Genomic DNA, 20394 nt, shown 5'->3' on the forward strand with positions numbered 1-20394 from the left:
TTTTTCTGGGATACGCTATAGAAGTGAGGTGACGACATGCACGACTTTCACTCTGAAGCAGCCATTCATAGAACAAAGGAAGAAAATAATATTATAGCACTTATAAAGAATACGACAGCAAGAAAAAATTACGACAATATTTCAAGAACAAAAAGTTATCAAGAATATTATAAAAGAAACCCTGAAATTAAATGGTCTTTCCTTGCAAGCATGGTTTCCAGAAATGCCGGCTACTGTATGACGGATTTAAAAGGCACTTGGTTTCAAAAAGTTTTAAATAAAAAAATGATTAAAGCTTTGTTTTTAACGTATGAGGATGCAAACTGGCTTATTTTTTCTGATGCATATCCTCAGCTGATGCTATACGAGATCTCAAAAACACTGCAGCGTCCGATGTTTCACTTGCTTAAGGAGTTCCATGTTTCTTCATTTATGATAAAGGAATGGTTTTTTTTCTGGAATACGAAAAAGGAAGAAAGACTGATGACCTCATTAATAATCAATGAACAGAACTTAATCCAGAAGCCGATAATTGAAAAGTCTATCTTCAAGAAAAAGGTCTTTCACTCGCCTCTTTTTCTTTTTCAGGACCTCTTTCATTTTAGCACAGTCGTTTTTCCGACTATAGAAGGCAGGTTATTTGGATTTTCCGTGCACAATTTCAGAAGTCTTGACAGCCGGATTAAACTTGGGCGAAATCTATCATGGCTGCTTTTTCATCCAGACTATTATTCAAGATTTTTTGCTTTTTCAGAAAGGAATGTTCATACGGGTTCCAGGTATGATTATGAAAAATATTCAGATATTGATTGTAAACGGATTTCACCTTTTCTAAGAACAGCCTTTCCGGTAATCTCTCACCAATTAGACGTAAAAGAGAGAAATTGGTTTCATGGCCAGTCAGTGAAGAAATGGTATAAACCCCTGGCTAAACCGAAAAAAACAGATTTTACGTATTGGCTTCGGCAAAAACAAAATGAGATGCATGCCTTTGCCTTATTAAAGGAGTACTTGTTCAGCAAAGGAAAAAGAAGCAAGGATTAATGCATCCTTGCTTTTTTAGGCTCTTTTCTAAAACCAATATAGATTTACAATCAGATTTGGAGCTTCTTATCGATGTGCAAGAGCAGATTCAATCGTTTTGAAACCCAACTAACCTTACTGCTAAAAAAAACTTTACCCAGCTTCTTTTCATTAAGTCGAAGGGCGATTTGGCCCTCCAAGCTTTTTATCTAAATCATTCTTCGAAGTTTGCTGAGTTTGTTTTTGCTGCTTCTTTTTCGTTTCTTTTGCCATGTCAACACCTCCTAATCGTATTGTTTGCACGCAGAAACATTTCATACTTCTTGTCGCATATGAAGGTGTCGAAAAATACGTTTTTTCCAATATTTTCTTCTTTCTTTGCCGAATGCGAACTAGTTTTGTCACTCTTGAAGGGAGGGAGGAGAAGCTTCTCGAATAGTAACGGTAGATTGAAAGGAGGAGTCAGCGTGGAGCACCTCGTACCTAAAATGGTTGTTGAAAAATTGTTAATGGAACTTGATGAAGAGATGACGAAATTAGAGCTTGCCATACAGAAGAGAGTATCAGAAACCATATGTCAGAGTGAAGAGGAATTTTCTGAAAATCTGGAAAGCGCAAATCAGCATTTATTTGAACTGCAGCAATTTATTCAGGATGAAAAGAACAGGGAAGATGCAAACTCCATAGCGCATGCCTCATATCGATTGAGTTATTAGAACGATGGCATTTCATGTCCATGTTTGGTAAGATACCCCATAGAGGTGAACGGAACATGGAAAACAAAATTCTTAACAATTCGAATAAACTTCTTCATATAACAGGCGAATGTGTCAGCCGATTTGAAAATGATGCAAAAAAGAAAGAAGAGGTTGATTTTTTTAATGAAGTAAAGCCTGCATTTGAAGAGGCAATGAAAACCATGAATGAATGGAAGGAAGACGTATTGAAATGGCGGATAGATGCAAGGCCGAAATACCTTTTTCCCGTTCAGATTGATTCCACAGTAGAAAACTTTGAACAGCTGGTGCTGCAATCCTTTTATAAAGATTCAAAGCCGATCCGATTTAAAAACATGAAGCAATCTGTTGATTATGTCATTGAACAGGTCATCGATCATATACGTAAAGAAAGCTCCGTTTAAATAGGGGCTTTTTCTTTGTTAAGAGACTATAGAATTGTCGTAAAGTGCTTCACAGTAGAAAAAAGTGCATCATGGTTTTACATTTACATGATATAAATTTCGGAGCATTGATATTCAGCTAACCTTCCTAAATCCGCGGTCAGAGCATTATCAGTCTGTCCTGAACCTAGGCAACTGCACTATTTGCTTTTACTGGAAAAAAGAAAACCGGCGAAAGTATCACCGGTTTTCAACTAATAGAATTCAGTTACTCATCAATTTCACGAGCTTCCTGAAAGGTAACAGCAGGTTCTCCTTCACTTGCGACGGGTTCAATTGCGTATTCAACATCCTTTGAATGTTTAGCTGGCACAGGCTGTCCTTTTTTTGAAATTGTCCGATCCTGTCCCTTTTTCTGGTGATTGAAATCCTTGCCTCTTCCCATTTAGAAAACCTCCATATTATAAATAAGAATCCATTACTAATATGGTTTCAAATAGAGTGCTTTATGTATTAAAAAAAGAAAATCAGAGAGGGGCTTCCTCGCTGATTTAAGAAAATAACTATACTTGTGTTGTTTGTTCGGGATTAGATGTTTCGGACGTTTCAAGCAGCATAACGGCTTTTCTGTACTCGCTGATGGATAAGTCGCCTTTGATGTACATGGTTTTAATGAAATTCAATAGCTCACTCATGCTTGTTGATTCATATTGCTTAGCTTCGAAAAATACAGATTTAATGCTTTCCAAATTCATCTTAAATCTCCTCCCATTCCCTTATCCATATAGTAACATGTCATTTTTTATTGTGAATTTTTTGTAAAATTTAGACTTCCGACATAAATTGACACATTTATCAGTTCAATTAGTCAAGCACGAAGACGTTTTTTTTGCATACCTATGAAATAGCCTAATGTACCAGAAAGGGGAATTAAAATGTTTTCGAGTGGACCAGAATCGTTTAAAAATCACAGAAGAAGAAAAGAAAGAATCAGCTACTATTATCCATACGAAGGATACCTGCCATATGAAAACCCGACATATTTGCCTCAGGGTCAACATAATTATCAACAAATGCCGCATAATCAAGCTCAAGCTTTTTATCAGCAAAGTCAATTGCCGCCTGTAATGAATGGGTATCCGGTGCAAGGATATCATGCCCAGCAGCCTCAAAATTTTCCTGCACAGTCCATGTATGCTAATCCATATCCAAAGCCAATGCCAAATCCGAAAAATCAAACAGGCGGAATCTCAACCGTTATGTCGCAATTCAAAAAACCGGACGGGCAAATGGATTTCAACAAAGTAATGGACACAGCGGGACAGATGATGGGAGCTGTGAATCAAATGAGTTCCTTAGTAAAAGGTGTAACTTCGATGTTTAAAGTGTAGTGGCTGAAAAAAGATATCTGCATGTTTACCGAAGATTAAGAAATTCCAGTAATCCAAGCATAGTGAAGGGAAGAGATCAAAAATGGTTACATCCGCACTATCAGGTATATTCGATCAGATTAGTGTCCATCCGCAATTAGTAATTGTCGTTCCGGCTTTAATGATTTTAGGATATGCATTGAAAAGAACACCTAAAGTGCAAGATTGGATGATCATTTGGATCTTGCTTGGAGCAGGCATCCTAGCCAGTATTTTCACACTCGGATTATCGGTAAGCAGCATTGCAAATGGATTTATTGCAGCCGGGGCAGCGATTACGACTCATCAAGCATATAAGCAATCTGTTGTCGAAAGATCCAATGAGCAAAAAGAATAAGAAAAAACGCGTGTAGTCTATCTCACGCGTTTTTTTATGCTGCAGGAAAAAAATTACCTATTCCAGTGCCTGACTCCTTGGTCAGAACGGCTCTAACTCACTTTTTATTCTGAATATACTTTTCGGCCAGTGCCTGCTTCACTTCCTGATAGGACATGCCGGACTCGGCATTGAGCTGTTTTACTTTGCTAATATCGGTATTGCTGTATTGTTTTGTTCCTTGATTTTTCATAAAAGTACACCTCTATAATAATTGTTCATACACTTCATTGAGCTGGCCGGCACGCAAGTAATCCTGCTCTCCCATTGCATGTTTGATTTCATGGGGAAGCATTTGATTCAAGAAGGATTGTTCCTTATTAGATAAAGCTCTGGCAAATTGTTCTTCATTTTCAAAAGAGTGCTTCGAGAGCTTTTGATACAAATGTCTGCTTACCTCATGCTCGTCTAAATAATTTGATAAGACTTCACGCAAATAGCTTAATGATTTATCCATTTTACTGCTCCTCAAAATAGGCTTTTGCTTTTTCTTTATCGCTTTTCTCATAATAAGGATTCTCTTCAGCAGGGGATGAAGCATCTAAATTTGTTTTTATAACCAGCCTTGGGGATTCCGATGGTTCAGCGCTAATTCTTGTTGTGTGCTCATTTTTCATGGTCCAGCACCTCCTGCCTTTAGTTTCTTATAGGTCCGGTCAAATTATAGTGTTAATTTTTGGTCAGGGATTTGGAAACTTCTATTATTTTACAGGAAATGAAATGATCAGACTTTCATCTTTAATTGAAGCTTCGAGTACATTTCGATCTGGTTCAAAGGGCAATAAAACGGTTTTTGATAGTTTTTTATGTGTATGAGATGCTTTATACATGTTTGGCTGCCGAACTTCGGCTTTTTCAGAATGTGTTATCGTAATGGTTAAATAGCGTTCATGCAAGTCAAAGTGAATTTGTTCTTTTTTTATGCCGGGCAGCTTTGCTTTAACAATAAATTTGTTTTCCTCTTCAAGAACTGAGATGTTCATGTAAGGGATGTTCATTCCTTGCTGGAATTGCTGTTTTATTTCATTTGTATATTCCTTCAGGGGATTATCGTTAAAGAAGCGTTCAGCTATTTCAAAAAAACGCTTTTGATCGTTTTCCTTCATTGTTAGACCCTCCAAGTATTCTTTTACGCTAAAGTATGAAAGAAAGGCCGATTTGGTTGCTTGATTTAAGCGTTTTATGGTTAAATAATGGTGTTTATTGAAAGGGGACGGGTAATTGAATCTGCATTGGATGGATGTTTTTACTAGGTCAGGCAGTGCGGTAAGCGTTTAATTTCAGGGGTACAGGGTATTTCTAATAATAGTAGCTTAAACTAAAAGGAGAATGAAAATGCTTAAAAAACTATTTGGCAAAAAAACAGAAAAACAAACTGAGGAAACGGTATATGCTCCTCTGACAGGATCACTATTGAACCTTGAAGATGTTCCAGATCCGGTTTTTTCTCAAAAAATGATGGGTGACGGAATGGCGATTGAGCCTGCTGAGGGAGTGCTTGTTTCACCAGTAGATGGAGAAATTATTCAGCTGTTCCATACAAAGCATGCGATCGGAATAAAAAGTGCTACAGGTATGGAACTTCTTCTGCATATTGGCCTTGAAACTGTCTCTATGAACGGTGAAGGCTTTGAAGCATTTGTAAAAGAAGGCGACAAAGTAAAAGTCGGTGATAAATTAATTACGTTTGATCTTAACCTGATAAAAGAAAAAGCGGCTAGCACAATTACACCAATCATCATCACAAACGGTGATATCATTGAAAATGTTGTAAAATCAGATTTAGGTCAAGTTGCACGAGGCAGTGCAAAAGTACTTGAAGTAAAAGTGAAATGAGGAAAGCGGGCTGCGGTCCGCTTTTTCTTTATTTTTCAGGAAATTATAAAAGGAAAAAGGCTGTGGATATTGAAAATAGGTATCTGCGTCCGGCTTCAGCGCGTTTCTTCTGGTCATTAATTGCAAAGTCTTGGTTTTCTTTTCCTCCATTAATAAATATTGATTCTGCTTAAAATCGAACGTTTATTCTGTTAAAATGGAAGAAGAGGTGAAACGAATGCGACGTAAGCAGTCACTGGCAGAAATCATTGATTTCCTGAAAAAGGATGACCAGTTTAAACATCAGGTTGTACATGCCCAAACGATCGAACCAAGAGAAGCGAAGACAGTCAAAATGCCTTCTGGTGTTGACCATCGATTAACTGATGCTCTATCGGCAAGAGGGATTCAGCAATTATATACTCATCAGGCAACGGCCTATGAGCTTGCAAATAAGAAAAAAAGCTTTGTTGCGGTAACGCCTACAGCATCAGGGAAAACTCTCTGCTACAATTTGCCGGTTCTTCAGCAAATTCTGGATGATGAAACGAGCAGAGCACTCTATTTGTTTCCGACAAAAGCACTTGCGCAAGATCAGAAAAGTGAATTGAACGAGCTAATCACTGAATTAGGCGTAAATATTAATTCTTATACATATGACGGGGACACTGCTCCAACGATTCGAAACGTAATCCGTAAAGCGGGTCATATTGTGATGACGAATCCTGATATGCTCCATTCTGCGATTTTACCGCATCATACAAAATGGGTTTCCCTTTTCGAAAACTTAAAATATATCGTCATAGATGAACTTCATATATATAGAGGGATTTTTGGCAGTCATGTTGCAAATGTCATAAGGCGATTAAAACGCATTTGCGAGTTTTATGGAAGCAGTCCTGTGTTTATTTGCACATCTGCTACAATTGCAAACCCGAAAGAGCTTGCAGAAAATCTGCTGGAAACAGAGATGACGCTTGTTGATGATAACGGTGCGCCATCAGGCAGAAAGCATTTTCTTTTTTACAATCCTCCGATTGTTAACAAACCTCTGAATATTAGAAAGAGTGCAACGCTCGAAGTCAGAAAGATTGCAAGCGAACTTTTAAAAAATAAAATACAGACTATTGTCTTTGCAAGAAGCAGAGTGCGAGTTGAAATTATCTTAACTTATTTGCAGGAGCTCATAAAAGGAGAGGTAGGGAAACAGACCATTCGCGGCTATCGCGGAGGCTATTTGCCGAAGCAGCGGCGTGAAATTGAACGTGGCCTCAGGAATGGTGAAATTCTTGGTGTCGTCAGTACGAATGCCTTAGAACTTGGCGTTGACATTGGACAGCTGCAAGTGTGTATTATGACCGGATATCCAGGAACCATTGCAAGTGCCTGGCAGCAGGCAGGTAGAGCGGGAAGAAGAAGCGGTGAGGCGCTTATTGTCATGGTGGCCGGATCAACTCCTATTGATCAATATATTATTCAGCACCCAGACTACTTTTTTAAGCAAAATCCTGAAACAGCAATCATAAATCCTGATAATCTAATTGTGTTAGTTGATCATGTAAAATGTGCTGCCTTTGAGCTGCCATTTAAACAAGGCGAAACCTTTGGAAATACAGAACTTGAAGATATCCTTGAGTTTTTGACAGAAGAAAAAGTCCTTTATTATAATCGTGAACGGTATCATTGGATGAACGATTCCTTTCCGGCTCATAACATCAGTCTAAGGTCAGCCTCACAGGAAAATGTCATTATCATTGATCAGTCAAATACTGCACATGTAAAAGTTATTGGAGAAATGGACAGGTTCAGTGCGATGACACTGCTGCATGACGAAGCAATCTATTTGCACCAGGGGATTCAATATCAGGTTGAAAAGCTTGATTGGGAAGAAAAAAAAGCTTTTGTCAGAGAAGTGGATGCTGATTATTTTACAGACGCTAATCTCGCCGTTCAATTAAAGGTACTTGAAGAAGATAAAACGAGAAGAAAGCATTCTCATCAGCTCGGATTTGGAGATGTAACCGTTCAGGCGATGGCCACCATTTTTAAAAAAATTAAATTCGATACACATGAAAATATCGGCTCTGGACCGATTCACCTCCCTGAGGAAGAGCTTCATACAAATGCAGCATGGATCAGCTTATCAGATGAACTTACAGCTGCAATGAAAAAGGATAGGCTCGAGGAAGCACTTCTTGGTATATCACATGCTCTAAATCATATCGTTCCGTTAAGTGTAATGTGTGATCCTTCTGATATAAGCGTGATTCCGCAATTGAAGGCGACTCATAACGAAAAGCCGACCGTGTTCCTCTATGACCGCTATCCAGGGGGAGTCGGACTTGCAAACAAAGTTTACGATACGATGGAGACGGTGCTTGAAGAGGCTTTGACCATGATCCGAAGCTGTCCTTGCGAATCTGGCTGTCCTTCGTGTACAGGACTGGAAGGCTCAGAACACCAAAAAGAAGATACCCTTCGTCTATTATTTCAATTAAAAGGAGCAGAAGATTCTTGTCATTAAAAGGAAAGTTAAATCGTTTAAAATCTCATATGGCGCTTGCTGAGAATTCTGCACCTTCAGAGGAAATCCATTCTGACAAGAGAGAAACAGATGAAATTCCGTATATAGAGAAGTGGGAAAACCTAGATGCGAAGCCGTTTTGGTTTGATGGGCAATATTGCTTTGTTAGAGAAAAAACGTATCCGCTCGATTATCAACATGGTCTCTATCAGCTTGGAGAATTTCACAGAGCCGTTTCTCTGTGGAATAATAGTGAAAGTTTACATCCACTGTCCAGTAAAGACCACGATTCATTTGACTTGTTTTTCTTTGATACGGAAACAACGGGACTTGGGGGAGGGGCAGGAAACACGATTTTTCTGCTCGGACATGCGCAAGTCTTTCAAGACAGGATTGTGGTGAAACAGCACTTTCTGCCGAAGCCGGGAAATGAAGTTGCTTTGTATCAAAGCTTTTTAAGTGATGTGAATACAAAGACACTTGTTACCTATAATGGCAAAGCATTCGACTGGCCACAAGTGAAAACACGTCATACGCTCGTTCGGGATCTAGTGCCTGGACTGCCCGCTTTTGGCCACTTTGATTTATTTCATGCGGCGAGAAGATTGTGGAAAGACAGGCTGGATTCTGTCAAGCTCAGCATTGTCGAACGGGAAATCCTGATGATTCAGCGTGAACATGATGTTCCGGGCTACCTTGCTCCCATGATTTATTTCAGCTATGTACAAACGCAGGATCCTGACCAAATTTCAGGAGTTCTGACACATAATGAAATTGACATCCTTTCACTGATTTCGCTTTATATTCATCTTTCATACCGAATCTTGTTCCCGGGTGTCGAAGCATCGGATTCAGAACAATTTGAGGTGGCCAGATGGCTTCTTGCATCAGGTGATAATCAAACAGCTTTCGACACATTTAAAGCTGTTGCAGACCGAAGTGAAACAAGGGAATTTGAGGCGAAATTCGAAATGGCCATGCACTATAAAAGGAACAAAAGCATGCAGGAAGCATTGCCTTTATTTAAATCTGTGGCAGAAGGATCCAGCATGAGGCAGAAAGCAAAAGCAGCTGTTGAGCTTGCCAAATACTATGAACATAAGGAAAAAAACTATCAGCTTGCCCTAACTTATGCGACAACTGCCTATTTAACAATTAAAGATAAGGATCAAGCTCTAAAAACGAACTCAGAAAAGGTAAAAATGGAACTGTTAAAAAGAATGAAGAGATTAGGAAATAAACTTGAGTAATTATTCCCCGGGTAAGCGCAAAAACAGCACTTTTTCGCAGAAAATTTGTCGATATTGTGAAATTTTCCGAAGATGCAAATAGGTAATTGTAGAACTGTGTAGAACCGTGTAAAATAAACGACTGTACACACTATTTACCTGAGGTGAGCGGAATATGTATAAAGGGATTTTCTACTTGTTTTTCATCGTTTTATTTGCTACAGTTTTCATCTTTTCAAACTTCAAAGACAGTTTCTATGCATTCTTGTAAAAAATAGGTTTTTATATCAGTACATGTACACACTTTTCTTCATAGACTATCACTGTAAGACAGATAAGAAATGAAGGAAAGGAGACCAACAAACATGATGCCTAATAACAATATGCCAAATATGGTGTCGCCAAGTTCGATGGGACCGAATATGCCAAATATGGTGTCGCCGAGCATGATGGGACCGAATATGCCAAATATGGTATCACCTAGTTCGATGGGACCGAATATGCCAGCTCCAAGCATGGTATCACCAAGCATGATGGGGCCAATGGGACCTGCAAATATGTGTCCGCCGATTGTTCATCCAACAAAATGCTGTGTAAAGCATATTTGTTCTACAACAGTTGTTCCGCACATTCATCCTACTCATACTACTGTAGTTAACCATCAGATGTACCAGCATAAACATTACTTCCCTCAAACACAATCTTTTGTAAATGAAGTTTCCAACCAACAATTCAACTGCGGCGGCGGTCCAAGACCACCATTTAGTCCTTACGGCCGTTAACATCTTTAGTAGGAGCTGATGCAACATGTCAGCTCCTATCTTCTTTAGAAGGGAGACGGACACAGATGAAAGTTCTGACGATTTCAGGCTACAAGCCATTTGAGCTGGGAATCTTTAAAAAAGATGATCCTGCTGTCATATACATAAAAAAAGCTATTGAAAAATCACTGCGTCCTCTGATTGAAGAAGGCTTAGAATGGGTATTGATTAGCGGACAGCTAGGTGTGGAGCTCTGGGCAGCAGAGGTTGTCTTTGAATTACAGTTAGAGTATGATGAATTAAAGCTGGGTGTGCTAACACCTTTTTTAAACCAGGAAGAAAACTGGAATGAAGACAATAAGGAAGCCTATGAATTCATTTTGTCTCAAGCGGATTTTGTTGACAGCATCACAAAGAGAAAATACGAAAATCCAAACCAATTTCGTTTGAAAAATCAATTTTTTGTTTCGAAAAGTGAAGGATTGCTGCTTGTTTATGATGAAGATAATCATGGTTCACCAAAATTTTTGCTTGAAACCGCCAGAAAATGGTCAGAAGCAAACGAATATTCATTAATGATGATTTCTTTTTCAGATCTTCAGATGATTGTAGAAGAAGAACAGAGCAAGTCGGATGGATTTTGGTCAACTTAGAGATGATAAATTGACAACGGCAATTAGAATGTGAAAAAATATGTAGTGATGATTTCAGTGTGACGAGGTGAGAGAGATGCTTTCTGATAAAATTAAATTAACGGCTAAAGAAATTTTAGAAAAAGAATTTAAACAAGGAATGCGCGGCTATAAACCAGAAGATGTTGATAAATTTCTAGACTTGGTCATTAAAGACTATGAAACATTCCATCAGGAAATTGAAGAGCTGCAGCAGGAAAACCTCCGGTTAACAAAGCAGCTTGAAGATTCATTTAACCGCAAGCAGGCACAGCCGGTACAGACAAATACGACAAACTTTGATATTTTAAAACGATTATCCAACTTGGAGAAGCACGTATTTGGCAGCAAGCTGTACGATTGATTTCCAATTTATTTCCACTTGCAATAATCGTATTAATTAACTATACTAATACTTGTTCTTAAAAAATAATAACGTTCAGGTAATCGCTGCAGTCTTTAGGGCTGTAGAGGAAAGTCCATGCTCGCACGGTGCTGAGATGCCCGTAGTGTTCGTGCCTAGCGAAGTCATAAGCTAGGGCAGTCAAGGATCTTGGCTGACGGCAGGGAAAAAGCCTAAGTCCCTTTGGGATATGGCTTGAATACCTTGAAAGTGCCACAGTGACGTAGTCTTCCGGGAAACCTGAAGAGTGGAACGCGGTAAACCCCTCGAGCGAGAAACCCAAATATAGGTAGGGGCACCTTCTCTTAGGAATTGAACAAGGAGAAGGCCGGAAGCATAGCTTCTGTAGATAGATGATTACCACCGGAGTACGAGGTATACCGGCCGATTGCAGTACAAAGGGACAAAACATGGCTTACAGAACGTTATTATAGGTTACCATAATGAGAAACAGGCTCTCTTCATTAGATGAGAGCTTTTCATTTACATAAAAACATCTGGCTCAATTCGAAAATAACAATTTTATTTGGTATCTTTAATCGATTTTTTCAGTGAAAGCTTTTTTGTGGAAAGAGCACGGTATCCTGTCGAATAAACGACAACATGTTTAACTGCAGTAAACAACAATCTTTGAGAAGACATACAAACATTTTAATAAAGAAAAGAAGGTGATTTTCTTTGGGAAAAGTCACATTAATTGCAACTGCTGCAATGGGTCTTGAAGCGCTTGTTGCCAAGGAAGTAAAGGATTTAGGCTATGAATGCACGACTGAGAACGGAAAAGTAACATTTCAAGCAGAAGAGAAAGACATACCACGCGTGAACTTATGGCTGCGCACGGCTGATCGTGTCAAGCTGAAGGTAGCTGAATTTAAAGCTTATTCATTTGATGAGCTCTTTGAAAAAACGAAAGCATTGAACTGGGGAGAGATTATTCCAGAGAAGGCAGAATTTCCCGTTACCGGAAAATCAGTGAAGTCAAAGCTTTATAGTGTGCCGGATTGTCAAAGAATTGTAAAAAAAGCGATCGTAGAAAAATTAAAGCTGCATTATAAAAAAACATCAGATTGGTATGAAGAATCAGGTCCTGTTTTTAAAGTGGAAATTGCACTTTTAAAAGACACAGCCACGCTTACAATTGATACAAGCGGTGCCGGTCTTCATAAAAGAGGATTCAGGCTTGATCAAGGCGGAGCCCCTTTAAAAGAGACATTGGCGGCTGCTCTTGTCATGCTGACAAACTGGACACCTGATCGTCCATTCGCTGATCCTTTCTGCGGTTCAGGAACGATCCCGATTGAAGCAGCTTTGATCGGTCAAAATATTGCACCTGGCTTTAATCGTGAATTTATTTCGGAACAATGGAATTGGATTGACAAGAAGCACTGGAATAATGCCAGAGTTGAAGCTGAGGACCTTGCAAACTACGATCAGCCTCTTGATATTGCAGGCTATGATATTGATCACCGCATGATCCGGATTGCCGATGAAAATGCAGATGAAGCAGGTCTCGGGGGAATTATTCAATTTAAACAAATGCAAGTCAGTGATTTTACGACACGAAAAGAGTTCGGAGTGATTGTCGGCAATCCGCCGTATGGGGAACGGCTCGGTGAAAAAGAAGAAGTTGAGGAAATGTATCAGCAATTAGGCCGTGCGCTTGCACCTTATGACACATGGTCTGTTTACATGCTGACTTCACATAAAAGCTTCGAGCATTTTTACGGCAAGCAAGCGACAAAAAAACGAAAACTGTTTAATGGCTTTATTGAAACGGATTATTATCAATTTTGGGGTAAACGTCCTCCTCGTGAAAATAAGCAGGTATAGTATGAATCATCCTTGAATACAATAGAATCAGTATTGATAAAATTCAAGGGGTGGTCTTTTTGCACGTAAACGAAGACTTTAACTTAATTTCGAAGGCGTTGTCGTCTTCTTATCTATCGCTTGTTGAAAACGGGCAAGAAGCTGCAGCTCAATCACTGAATAGTGCTCGTTCTGATTTTCTTAAAGCTTTTGCCCATGCTTCTGCAATTGATCAAAAAGTAATGATAGATACGTTATACAACAGATAAAGGATAGGCTTTCTGATAACGAAAGCCTATCTTTTTTAAAGTGAAAAAGTATATTTTGCGCATTGATGACGAGCGGAATCGCCTAACTCCCCGGCCAAACAAATCCGTCAAAAAAGTCAAAACCGGACTTTTCTGCCGGATTCTTTTCTGTCTGCCTGCGCTAAACGGGCGCTTGCGCTTTTCCTATGCTTAATGTTGAAATCTTGACTATACAGGCATAAAGTGAAATAATGACCTTTCGAGTATAAAAGAATGTGGGGGATCTGATACATGCCGACGTCACGTCTGCCTTTTGCCGTATCAAAAAATGAAAACTTCTATGAAGGATTAAACAATTGGATCGGCGATGTTTTTTATGATATTTTGCCTGAAAAAGGCTTTGAACTTAGAGATGAACAAATTTTTATGGCTTTTCAGCTTGAAAGAGCGTTTCGGGAAAAAAATGTAATGTTTGCAGAAGCGGGTGTTGGAACGGGAAAAACACTTGTTTACTTGCTTTATGCAATTAGCTATGCAAGATATGTCGGAAAACCGGCCATCGTAGCATGTGCTGACGAAACCTTGATCGAACAGCTCGTTAAAAATGAAGGAGACATTGCAAAACTGCGGAAGCATCTGGACTTGAATATTGATGTACGCCTTGGCAAGTCACAGGATCAATATTTGTGTCTGAAGAAATTGGATCAAACCGTACAGAGAACGGGGGAAGACATCTACCTTGATTTATTTGAATCCCTGCCATCCTTCGTGCATGAAAAAGCAGGCATGCAATCTTTCCAGCACTATGGCGACCGGAAAGAATACCCGCACTTGACAGATGAAGAATGGAATGCGATTAATTATGATTCATTTCAAGACTGTTTGTCATGCGATCAAAGACACCGCTGCGGTTTAACATTATCGCGTGATCATTATAGAAAAGCCGCTGATCTAATTGTCTGTTCACATGACTTTTACATGGAGCATATTTGGACAATTGATTCAAGAAAACGAGAAGGCCAGCTGCCGCTTCTTCCAGAGCATAGCTGTGTTGTTTTCGACGAGGGGCATCTGCTTGAGTATGCAGCTCAAAAAGCATTAACATACCGTGTGAAAAGCAGCACTTTAGCGATACTTCTTGAAAGATTGCTGCAAAATGATATTCGCGAAGAGTTTGCACATCTCGTAGAAGACACACTTGTCATTAATGAAGAATTTTTTGAGGGCCTGCTTGCGGCATCTGAGAAAGTGCCGGGATCACATCGTTCTAAAATAGTTATGAATGATACGTTAAAAAAACAAGGGGTTCAGCTGCACCGAATGCTCTCAGAAATCGGAGAAGCACTTGTATTTGAAAGTGAAATGTATACGATAGATTCCTATGAGCTGAAAATCGTTGAAGAATATTTGGATTCAATGGAATTCTCCATTTCTTTGTTTAATCAGCAAAAAGGGGCCATCTACTGGATTGAAACGCGTGATGAAGATTTTTCTTTGATCATCATGCCGAGAACAGTTGAAGAAGTGCTGAGAGATAAAGTTTTCTCACAGAAGAAGCCATATATCTTCTCATCTGCTACTTTATCAAGTGATAAATCATTTGAATTTATAGCAAATAGCCTTGGAATTAAAGATTACTTATCCCTTACAGTGGAGTCTCCGTTTGATTATGAGGAAAATATGAAAATATCCTTGCATAACTTATCATCTGCTCAAGATTTAAACAAAATAAAATGTGATCGGGCTCTTAAAGAAATTGAGAAGTCAAATGGGCGTGCTCTCGTTTTGTTTAGTGCAATGGAGGAACTTGAAGTCTTTAAAAAGCATGTGAGCAGCAATGGCAGTTCATATTCATTTTTATTTGAAGGCGATCAGGAAATCAGCCAGCTTGTATCTGAGTTTCAAAATGACGAAACGTCTGTTTTATGTGCAGTCCATTTGTGGGAAGGTCTAGATGTTCCAGGTCCATCTCTTTCTAATGTTATCCTGTGGTCACTGCCGTTTCCTCCATCAGATCCTGTATTTGAAGCGAAACGCAATAGCTCAGCTGATCCATTTATAAATGTAGACCTCCCATATATGATTTTAAGACTGAAGCAGGGGATCGGACGTCTGATCAGAACAAGCTCTGATCAAGGACAAATTTCGATTTTCTTATCAAACGAACGTGATTTGAACGTATTAGATCAAGTAAAAGCTATTTTGCCTGTTGAGGCAGAAATCGTTTAAGCGAAGGGATTCCTTCGCTTTTTTTATTGTTGAAAATTAGTGCATCACTTATGGAATAAGTGCGTCAAGCGGTAAATGGAGCATAAAACCGACTCTCCAGTCTGTAAAACGGTTGACAAAAACCTGAGGGTTCATTTAATCTAAAAATGTTAGAAAATTATTACTATTTATTTACATACAAATTCGAAGGGGTGAACAGATTGTCTATTCAATCCGCTGAAAAAGAATTCTTAGAATATCTTCAAAAAATGAAAAGCTATAATGAAGCGATTTCCCTAATGTTCTGGGATTTAAGAACAGGTGCGCCAAAAAAAGCAGTAGATCAGAGATCGCAGGCTATTGGAGTGCTGTCAACTGAAGTCTTTCAAATGATCACGTCAGATCAAATGAGGTCCTATATTGATCAAGTCCTGCAGGCAAAAAATGAGGTTTCAGAAATTGCATACAAGGCAGCACTTGAATGTGAGAAAGAATACAAGCTGAACAAAGTGATTCCGCAAGATGAGTTTAAGGAATATGTCATCCTTAAATCTAAAGCAGAATCGGTATGGGAAGAAGCAAAAGAGAAATCAGATTTTAGTATGTTCGCTCCTTATTTGAAAAAACTTGTTGATGCAAATAAAAAATTCCTCGAGTACTGGGGTTATAAAGACAACAAATATGATACTTTTTTAGATCAATATGAACCAGGGGTAACGGTTGATGTGCTGGATCGTGTTTTCGGTCAATTAAGAGAGCGTATTGTTCCTCTTGTTAAAGCCATTACAAATTCGCCGAATCAGCCACAAACTAGTTTTCTTTACGAGCCGATTTCAAAAGAAAAGCAGCGGGAAATCTCTGAATTTTTCCTAAAGGAACTTGGCTACGACTTTGAAGCAGGACGTCTCGATGAAACAGTGCATCCATTTGCGATCAGTCTGAACCGCGGGGATGTCAGGGTGACAACGAAGTATGCCGAAAAAGATTTCCGGACTGCACTATTTGGCACGATTCATGAGTGCGGACACGCGATTTATGAACAAAATATTTCTGAGACCCTAGAAGGTACGCTTTTATGTGATGGAACTTCCATGGGAATTCATGAGTCACAATCTCTTTTTTATGAAAAATTCATCGGGAAAAACCCAGGATTCTGGAACCGTTACTATGATTCACTGAAACAGCATTCATCAGGGCAATTCGATGACGTTTCATTAGAGGATTTCTACAGAGGGATAAACGAATCAAAACCATCGCTTATTCGTATTGAAGCAGATGAATTGACATATCCGCTGCATATCATGATTCGCTATGAAATTGAAAAAGGTTTATTCAATGATGAAATTCAAGTTGAAGATCTTCCTCGTATCTGGAACGAGAAATATGAAGAATACTTAGGTGTAACGCCTTCAAATGACGGAGAGGGCGTTCTGCAGGATGTTCACTGGGCAGGCGGTATGTTCGGCTATTTCCCTTCATATGCGTTGGGATATATGTACGCAGCACAGTTTAAAAATGCGATGCAGAAGGATCTGCCAAACTTTGATGAACTTGTTGAAACTGGGGAATTTGCAACGATTAAAAACTGGCTGACTGAAAACATTCATCAATACGGAAAAATGAAACAGCCGCTTGAAATTCTTCATGATGTTACAGGCGAAGGTTTGAATGCGCAATATTTAATCGATCATCTTGAAACGAAATATTCTAAGCTGTATCAATTAGAAAAAGCTAAGTAAAAGGAAAAGGCCGCACATTATCCTGATTATAGTGCGGTCTTATTTTATTGGTAAAGGAGAGATGGGTATGAATGATCAAAAATTACACCGTTATTAATGTTCAGTGGTAAAGCATAGGAAGCAATAAAACATTATCTTTCAATCTTTGACGGATCAGAAATAAAAAGCATTCTTCACCACGAAAATGGAACGTTCCTGCATGCTGCTTTATTATCACAGGGCAGGCAAAGGGCGAGAATACTTGAATGTCTTTTTCGTCCATTTTATCATGTAAAATGAAGCGATTTAATAGAAAAATACGAATAATTGAAATCATTTGTGATTGTATTATTCGTTTTTTTCGTGAAAAAATACTTCCCAATCGTAAAATTCCTTGTTATAATGCAAATAATCAAATAAACGAGCACTCATATAATCGCAGGGATATGGCCTGCAAGTTTCTACCGGATGACCGTAAAACATCTGACTATGAGTGAGCAGTGTTGTTTCTATTCGAAAAAACTCCTGATTAATATGAGGATTTCTTTCTTTTGTTCCGGATATGACGGCATTGTCTCACTCTATGTGAGACAATGCCGTTTTTTGCATATTTGGAGGGATATCTTAATGAAGCTGCTACAAGATAAAATTATAAACGAGGGCAAGGTTCTTTCGAATCAAGTACTGAAAGTAGATTCCTTTTTGAATCATCAAATTGATGCATTCTTAATGAAAGAAGTGGGAAAAGAGTTTGCAGCCCGTTTTAAAAACGAAGGCATCACAAAAATTGTTACAATAGAATCTTCAGGGATTGCACCGTCTGTAATGGCAGCTCTTGAGCTTAACGTTCCAGTTGTATTTGCGCGAAAACGGAAATCACTGACGTTAACGGATCAGCTTCTAACGGCGTCTGTTTATTCTTTTACAAAACAAGAGGAAAATACGATTGCTGTCTCAAACCAGCATTTGACTTCATCTGACCGTGTTTTAGTTATTGATGATTTTCTTGCAAATGGACAGGCTGCCCTGGGACTGGCAGAAATAGTTGAACAAGCTGGGGCTTCACTTGCCGGAATTGGAATTGTGATTGAGAAGTCGTTTCAAGAAGGCGGTAAAATGCTTCGTGAAAGAGGACTGCGTGTTGAATCACTCGCAAGAATAAAGTCATTGGAAAATAATGAAGTTCAATTTCTTGAAGAAACGGAGGCGGCAGTATGAAGAATGGGTCATTGAAAGTTTTCTCATTAGGCATTCAGCATGTTCTTGCTATGTATGCGGGGGCAATTATTGTGCCGCTTATCGTTGGCAGTGCACTTGGTCTTACAGCAGAACAGCTAACGTATCTTGTTTCCATTGATATCTTTATGTGCGGATTAGCCACACTTCTTCAAGTGTGGAAAAATAAATTTTTTGGGATCGGCTTGCCGGTCGTTCTCGGCTGTACATTTACGGCAGTAGGACCAATGATTGCGATCGGAACAGAGTATGGCATTTCTTCCATATACGGTGCTATCCTAGTTTCCGGGATTTTTGTCATCCTTATTTCAACTGTTTTCGGCAAGCTTGTGAAATTTTTCCCGCCTGTCGTTACAGGATCTGTCGTAACAATCATTGGTATAACATTAATTCCTGTTGCCATGAACAATATGGCTGGAGGTCAAGGTGCTCCTGATTTTGGCTCGATTGCCAACATTGGGCTGGCTTTTGGCGTCCTAATGTTTATCATTCTCTTATATCGATTCTTCACAGGGTTTATTCGGTCGATATCTATTTTAGTTGGTTTGCTCGCCGGAACAGTCGCTGCCGCTTTTATGGGAAAAGTGGATATGCAGCCAGTCTATGATGCCACATGGTTTCAAATTGGCCAGCCTTTTTACTTTGGAACCCCGACGTTTGAAATTGCACCGATCCTTACAATGATTTTAGTTGCAATTGTAAGTATGGTTGAGTCAACAGGTGTGTATTTTGCTCTGGGAGATCTTACGAAGCAGAGGATTACAAAAGAAGACCTTGCTAAAGGATATCGTGCAGAGGGTGTTGCCTACTTGCTTGGAGCCATTTTTAACGCATTTCCTTACACGGCTTATTCTCAAAATGTCGGGCTTATTTCACTTTCAGGTGTTAAATCTAAAAATGTCATTTACACTGCAGCAGGAATGTTAATGGTACTTGGACTTGTTCCGAAGATTGCCGCATTTACAACTATTATTCCTGAAGCAGTGCTTGGAGGGGCAATGGTAGCAATGTTCGGCATGGTGATCGCTTATGGCATCAAGATGCTCAGCAATGTTGAATTTGCTTCACAGGAAAACCTGCTGATTATTGCTTGTTCTGTAGGAATGGGACTTGGTGTTACAGCTGTTCCAGACATGTTTGCTAATTTGCCGGAATCCGTTAAAATAGTAACGAACAACGGGATTGTCGCCGGAAGCTTAACAGCCATCCTATTAAACATTCTCTTTAACGTCATTCGTACGGAAAAGAAAAGCGGTCTTGTGAACTTAGAAGGTAAGCAGGCTTCTTAATCATTTGTGTCCTCACAGTGCTGTGAGGATTTTTTTTGTAAGATAAAAAAAGTATAAAATTAGTCTTCTCAAACTCGATTTTTTATTATAGGGGATAGAAGGAGTTGTGCTCCGTTGGGGTTCAGATATCTGTATAAAAGAGTTTTTTGGACTTCAATCGGTTCCGTTGAGTCCCATATTTTTGTATAAGAGAGTATTTAGGTCCTCAAAGTGCGCTATTGAGGTCCATATATCTGTTTAAGTGAGAATTTTGGACTTCAATCGGTTCCGTTGAGTCCCATATTTCGGCCTAAGAGCGTATTTTGTGCCTTCAAAGTGCGCCAGTGAGACCAATATTTCTGCTTTAGAGCGTATTTTGTGCCTCAAAGAGCTCCTTTGGGGTCCTTATCTCAGCTTAAGAGATTTGTCCATTGGTAGGACAGGTGCTGGGGAAAATTTGCTGTACGGATTTTGAAGATTATTGGCAGGAAGCGCGGGAAAAATGAGTGAGGATAAATATTGATGAGCCCACAAAAGCAGGGAGAACGCACATAT

24 protein-coding genes, 1 other RNA gene and 1 riboswitch are annotated in these 20394 nt (G+C 39.2%); of the genes, 18 read left to right on the top strand and 7 right to left on the bottom strand.

Annotated elements, in window-relative coordinates:
* The first annotated feature begins 36 nt into the window (after positions 1-36).
* Entirely contained in the window at positions 37-1044 is a 1008-nt protein-coding gene (locus tag CYJ36_RS16160; RefSeq protein WP_101568292.1) for a DUF2515 domain-containing protein, read from the top strand.
* A 150-nt stretch (positions 1045-1194) separates the two neighbouring features.
* On the opposite strand, the gene sspM is transcribed toward CYJ36_RS16160, so the two are convergent.
* Complete coding sequence (gene sspM / locus CYJ36_RS16165) at positions 1195-1296, bottom strand: acid-soluble spore protein SspM (RefSeq protein WP_101568293.1); 102 nt, start codon at positions 1294-1296, stop codon at positions 1195-1197.
* 194 nt (positions 1297-1490) lie between these two features.
* Here sspM and CYJ36_RS16170 point away from each other — a divergent pair, with 194 nt between their 5' ends.
* A complete protein-coding gene (locus CYJ36_RS16170; protein WP_101568294.1) occupies positions 1491-1739 on the top strand; it encodes a hypothetical protein in 249 nt (82 codons plus the stop codon).
* Between the two features lie 56 nt (positions 1740-1795).
* Positions 1796-2164, top strand: coding sequence for a DUF1798 family protein (locus CYJ36_RS16175; protein ID WP_180850370.1), 369 nt, complete (start codon positions 1796-1798; stop codon positions 2162-2164).
* A gap of 247 nt (positions 2165-2411) precedes the next feature.
* Here the strand turns inward: CYJ36_RS16175 and CYJ36_RS23735 are convergent, their stop codons facing one another.
* Both CYJ36_RS23735 and yppF read right to left on the bottom strand, forming a co-directional pair.
* On the bottom strand, positions 2412-2588 hold the full coding sequence (locus CYJ36_RS23735) for a hypothetical protein (RefSeq protein WP_180850372.1): 177 nt from the start codon (positions 2586-2588) through the stop codon (positions 2412-2414).
* 118 nt (positions 2589-2706) lie between these two features.
* The gene (gene yppF, locus CYJ36_RS16180; protein WP_101568296.1) at positions 2707-2898 is read right to left on the bottom strand and encodes a YppF family protein; all 192 of its coding nucleotides are present in this window, start codon (positions 2896-2898) and stop codon (positions 2707-2709) included.
* Between the two features lie 180 nt (positions 2899-3078).
* Between yppF and CYJ36_RS16185 the strand changes: the two genes are divergently transcribed.
* Together CYJ36_RS16185 and CYJ36_RS16190 are read left to right on the top strand one after the other, a co-directional pair.
* Complete coding sequence (locus CYJ36_RS16185; protein ID WP_101568297.1) at positions 3079-3534, top strand: YppG family protein; 456 nt, start codon at positions 3079-3081, stop codon at positions 3532-3534.
* Positions 3535-3616: 82 nt separating this feature from the next.
* Positions 3617-3910, top strand: coding sequence for a phage holin family protein (locus CYJ36_RS16190; protein ID WP_101568298.1), 294 nt, complete (start codon positions 3617-3619; stop codon positions 3908-3910).
* 97 nt (positions 3911-4007) lie between these two features.
* Here the strand turns inward: CYJ36_RS16190 and CYJ36_RS24470 are convergent, their stop codons facing one another.
* The 4 genes from CYJ36_RS24470 to CYJ36_RS16200 all read right to left on the bottom strand — a co-directional run bounded on the left by CYJ36_RS24470 (position 4008) and on the right by CYJ36_RS16200 (position 5055).
* Positions 4008-4142, bottom strand: coding sequence for a hypothetical protein (locus CYJ36_RS24470; RefSeq protein WP_257962505.1), 135 nt, complete (start codon positions 4140-4142; stop codon positions 4008-4010).
* 12 nt (positions 4143-4154) lie between these two features.
* Positions 4155-4406, bottom strand: a complete 252-nt coding sequence (locus tag CYJ36_RS16195) for a sigma-G-dependent sporulation-specific acid-soluble spore protein CsgA (RefSeq protein WP_101568299.1) — start codon at positions 4404-4406, stop codon at positions 4155-4157.
* 1 nt (position 4407) lies between these two features.
* Complete coding sequence (locus CYJ36_RS23740; RefSeq protein ID WP_180850374.1) at positions 4408-4566, bottom strand: hypothetical protein; 159 nt, start codon at positions 4564-4566, stop codon at positions 4408-4410.
* 84 nt (positions 4567-4650) lie between these two features.
* Entirely contained in the window at positions 4651-5055 is a 405-nt protein-coding gene (locus CYJ36_RS16200) for an Hsp20/alpha crystallin family protein (protein ID WP_101568300.1), read from the bottom strand.
* A 229-nt stretch (positions 5056-5284) separates the two neighbouring features.
* Here CYJ36_RS16200 and CYJ36_RS16205 point away from each other — a divergent pair, with 229 nt between their 5' ends.
* The 13 genes from CYJ36_RS16205 to CYJ36_RS16270 all read left to right on the top strand — a co-directional run bounded on the left by CYJ36_RS16205 (position 5285) and on the right by CYJ36_RS16270 (position 19860).
* Positions 5285-5785 carry a PTS sugar transporter subunit IIA gene (locus tag CYJ36_RS16205; protein ID WP_101568301.1) on the top strand — a complete coding sequence of 167 codons (501 nt, stop codon included), beginning with the start codon at positions 5285-5287 and terminating at the stop codon, positions 5783-5785.
* Between the two features lie 217 nt (positions 5786-6002).
* Positions 6003-8288 carry a DEAD/DEAH box helicase gene (locus CYJ36_RS16210; protein WP_101568302.1) on the top strand — a complete coding sequence of 762 codons (2286 nt, stop codon included), beginning with the start codon at positions 6003-6005 and terminating at the stop codon, positions 8286-8288.
* Entirely contained in the window at positions 8279-9538 is a 1260-nt protein-coding gene (locus tag CYJ36_RS16215) for a ribonuclease H-like domain-containing protein (protein WP_101568303.1), read from the top strand. The genes CYJ36_RS16210 and CYJ36_RS16215 overlap by 10 nt, the downstream gene beginning before the upstream one ends.
* 344 nt (positions 9539-9882) lie before the next feature.
* A complete protein-coding gene (locus tag CYJ36_RS24670) occupies positions 9883-10299 on the top strand; it encodes a CotD family spore coat protein (protein ID WP_308315328.1) in 417 nt (138 codons plus the stop codon).
* Between the two features lie 65 nt (positions 10300-10364).
* The gene (locus CYJ36_RS16225) at positions 10365-10931 is read left to right on the top strand and encodes a DUF1273 domain-containing protein (RefSeq protein WP_101568304.1); all 567 of its coding nucleotides are present in this window, start codon (positions 10365-10367) and stop codon (positions 10929-10931) included.
* A 76-nt stretch (positions 10932-11007) separates the two neighbouring features.
* Positions 11008-11313, top strand: a complete 306-nt coding sequence (gene gpsB, locus CYJ36_RS16230) for a cell division regulator GpsB (RefSeq protein ID WP_101568305.1) — start codon at positions 11008-11010, stop codon at positions 11311-11313.
* Positions 11314-11384: 71 nt separating this feature from the next.
* Positions 11385-11775: RNase P RNA component class B (gene rnpB / locus CYJ36_RS16235), an RNA gene on the top strand.
* Positions 11776-12030: 255 nt separating this feature from the next.
* Positions 12031-13182 carry a THUMP domain-containing class I SAM-dependent RNA methyltransferase gene (locus tag CYJ36_RS16240; RefSeq protein WP_101568306.1) on the top strand — a complete coding sequence of 384 codons (1152 nt, stop codon included), beginning with the start codon at positions 12031-12033 and terminating at the stop codon, positions 13180-13182.
* A 59-nt stretch (positions 13183-13241) separates the two neighbouring features.
* The gene (locus CYJ36_RS16245; RefSeq protein WP_101568307.1) at positions 13242-13430 is read left to right on the top strand and encodes a hypothetical protein; all 189 of its coding nucleotides are present in this window, start codon (positions 13242-13244) and stop codon (positions 13428-13430) included.
* Between the two features lie 270 nt (positions 13431-13700).
* On the top strand, positions 13701-15638 hold the full coding sequence (locus CYJ36_RS16250) for an ATP-dependent DNA helicase (protein WP_101568308.1): 1938 nt from the start codon (positions 13701-13703) through the stop codon (positions 15636-15638).
* Positions 15639-15784: 146 nt separating this feature from the next.
* Complete coding sequence (locus CYJ36_RS16255; protein WP_101568309.1) at positions 15785-17356, top strand: carboxypeptidase M32; 1572 nt, start codon at positions 15785-15787, stop codon at positions 17354-17356.
* 387 nt (positions 17357-17743) lie between these two features.
* A riboswitch (purine riboswitch) is annotated at positions 17744-17845 on the top strand.
* 117 nt (positions 17846-17962) lie between these two features.
* Positions 17963-18553, top strand: coding sequence for a xanthine phosphoribosyltransferase (locus CYJ36_RS16265; protein ID WP_101568311.1), 591 nt, complete (start codon positions 17963-17965; stop codon positions 18551-18553).
* Positions 18550-19860, top strand: a complete 1311-nt coding sequence (locus CYJ36_RS16270) for a nucleobase:cation symporter-2 family protein (protein ID WP_101568312.1) — start codon at positions 18550-18552, stop codon at positions 19858-19860. Before CYJ36_RS16265 ends, CYJ36_RS16270 begins: the two co-directional genes overlap by 4 nt.
* Positions 19861-20394: the final 534 nt, after the last annotated feature.

Origin of the sequence: Bacillus sp. UMB0893, assembly GCF_002858905.1 — a bacterium.
Classification (GTDB): Bacteria; Bacillota; Bacilli; order Bacillales; family Bacillaceae; genus Bacillus_P.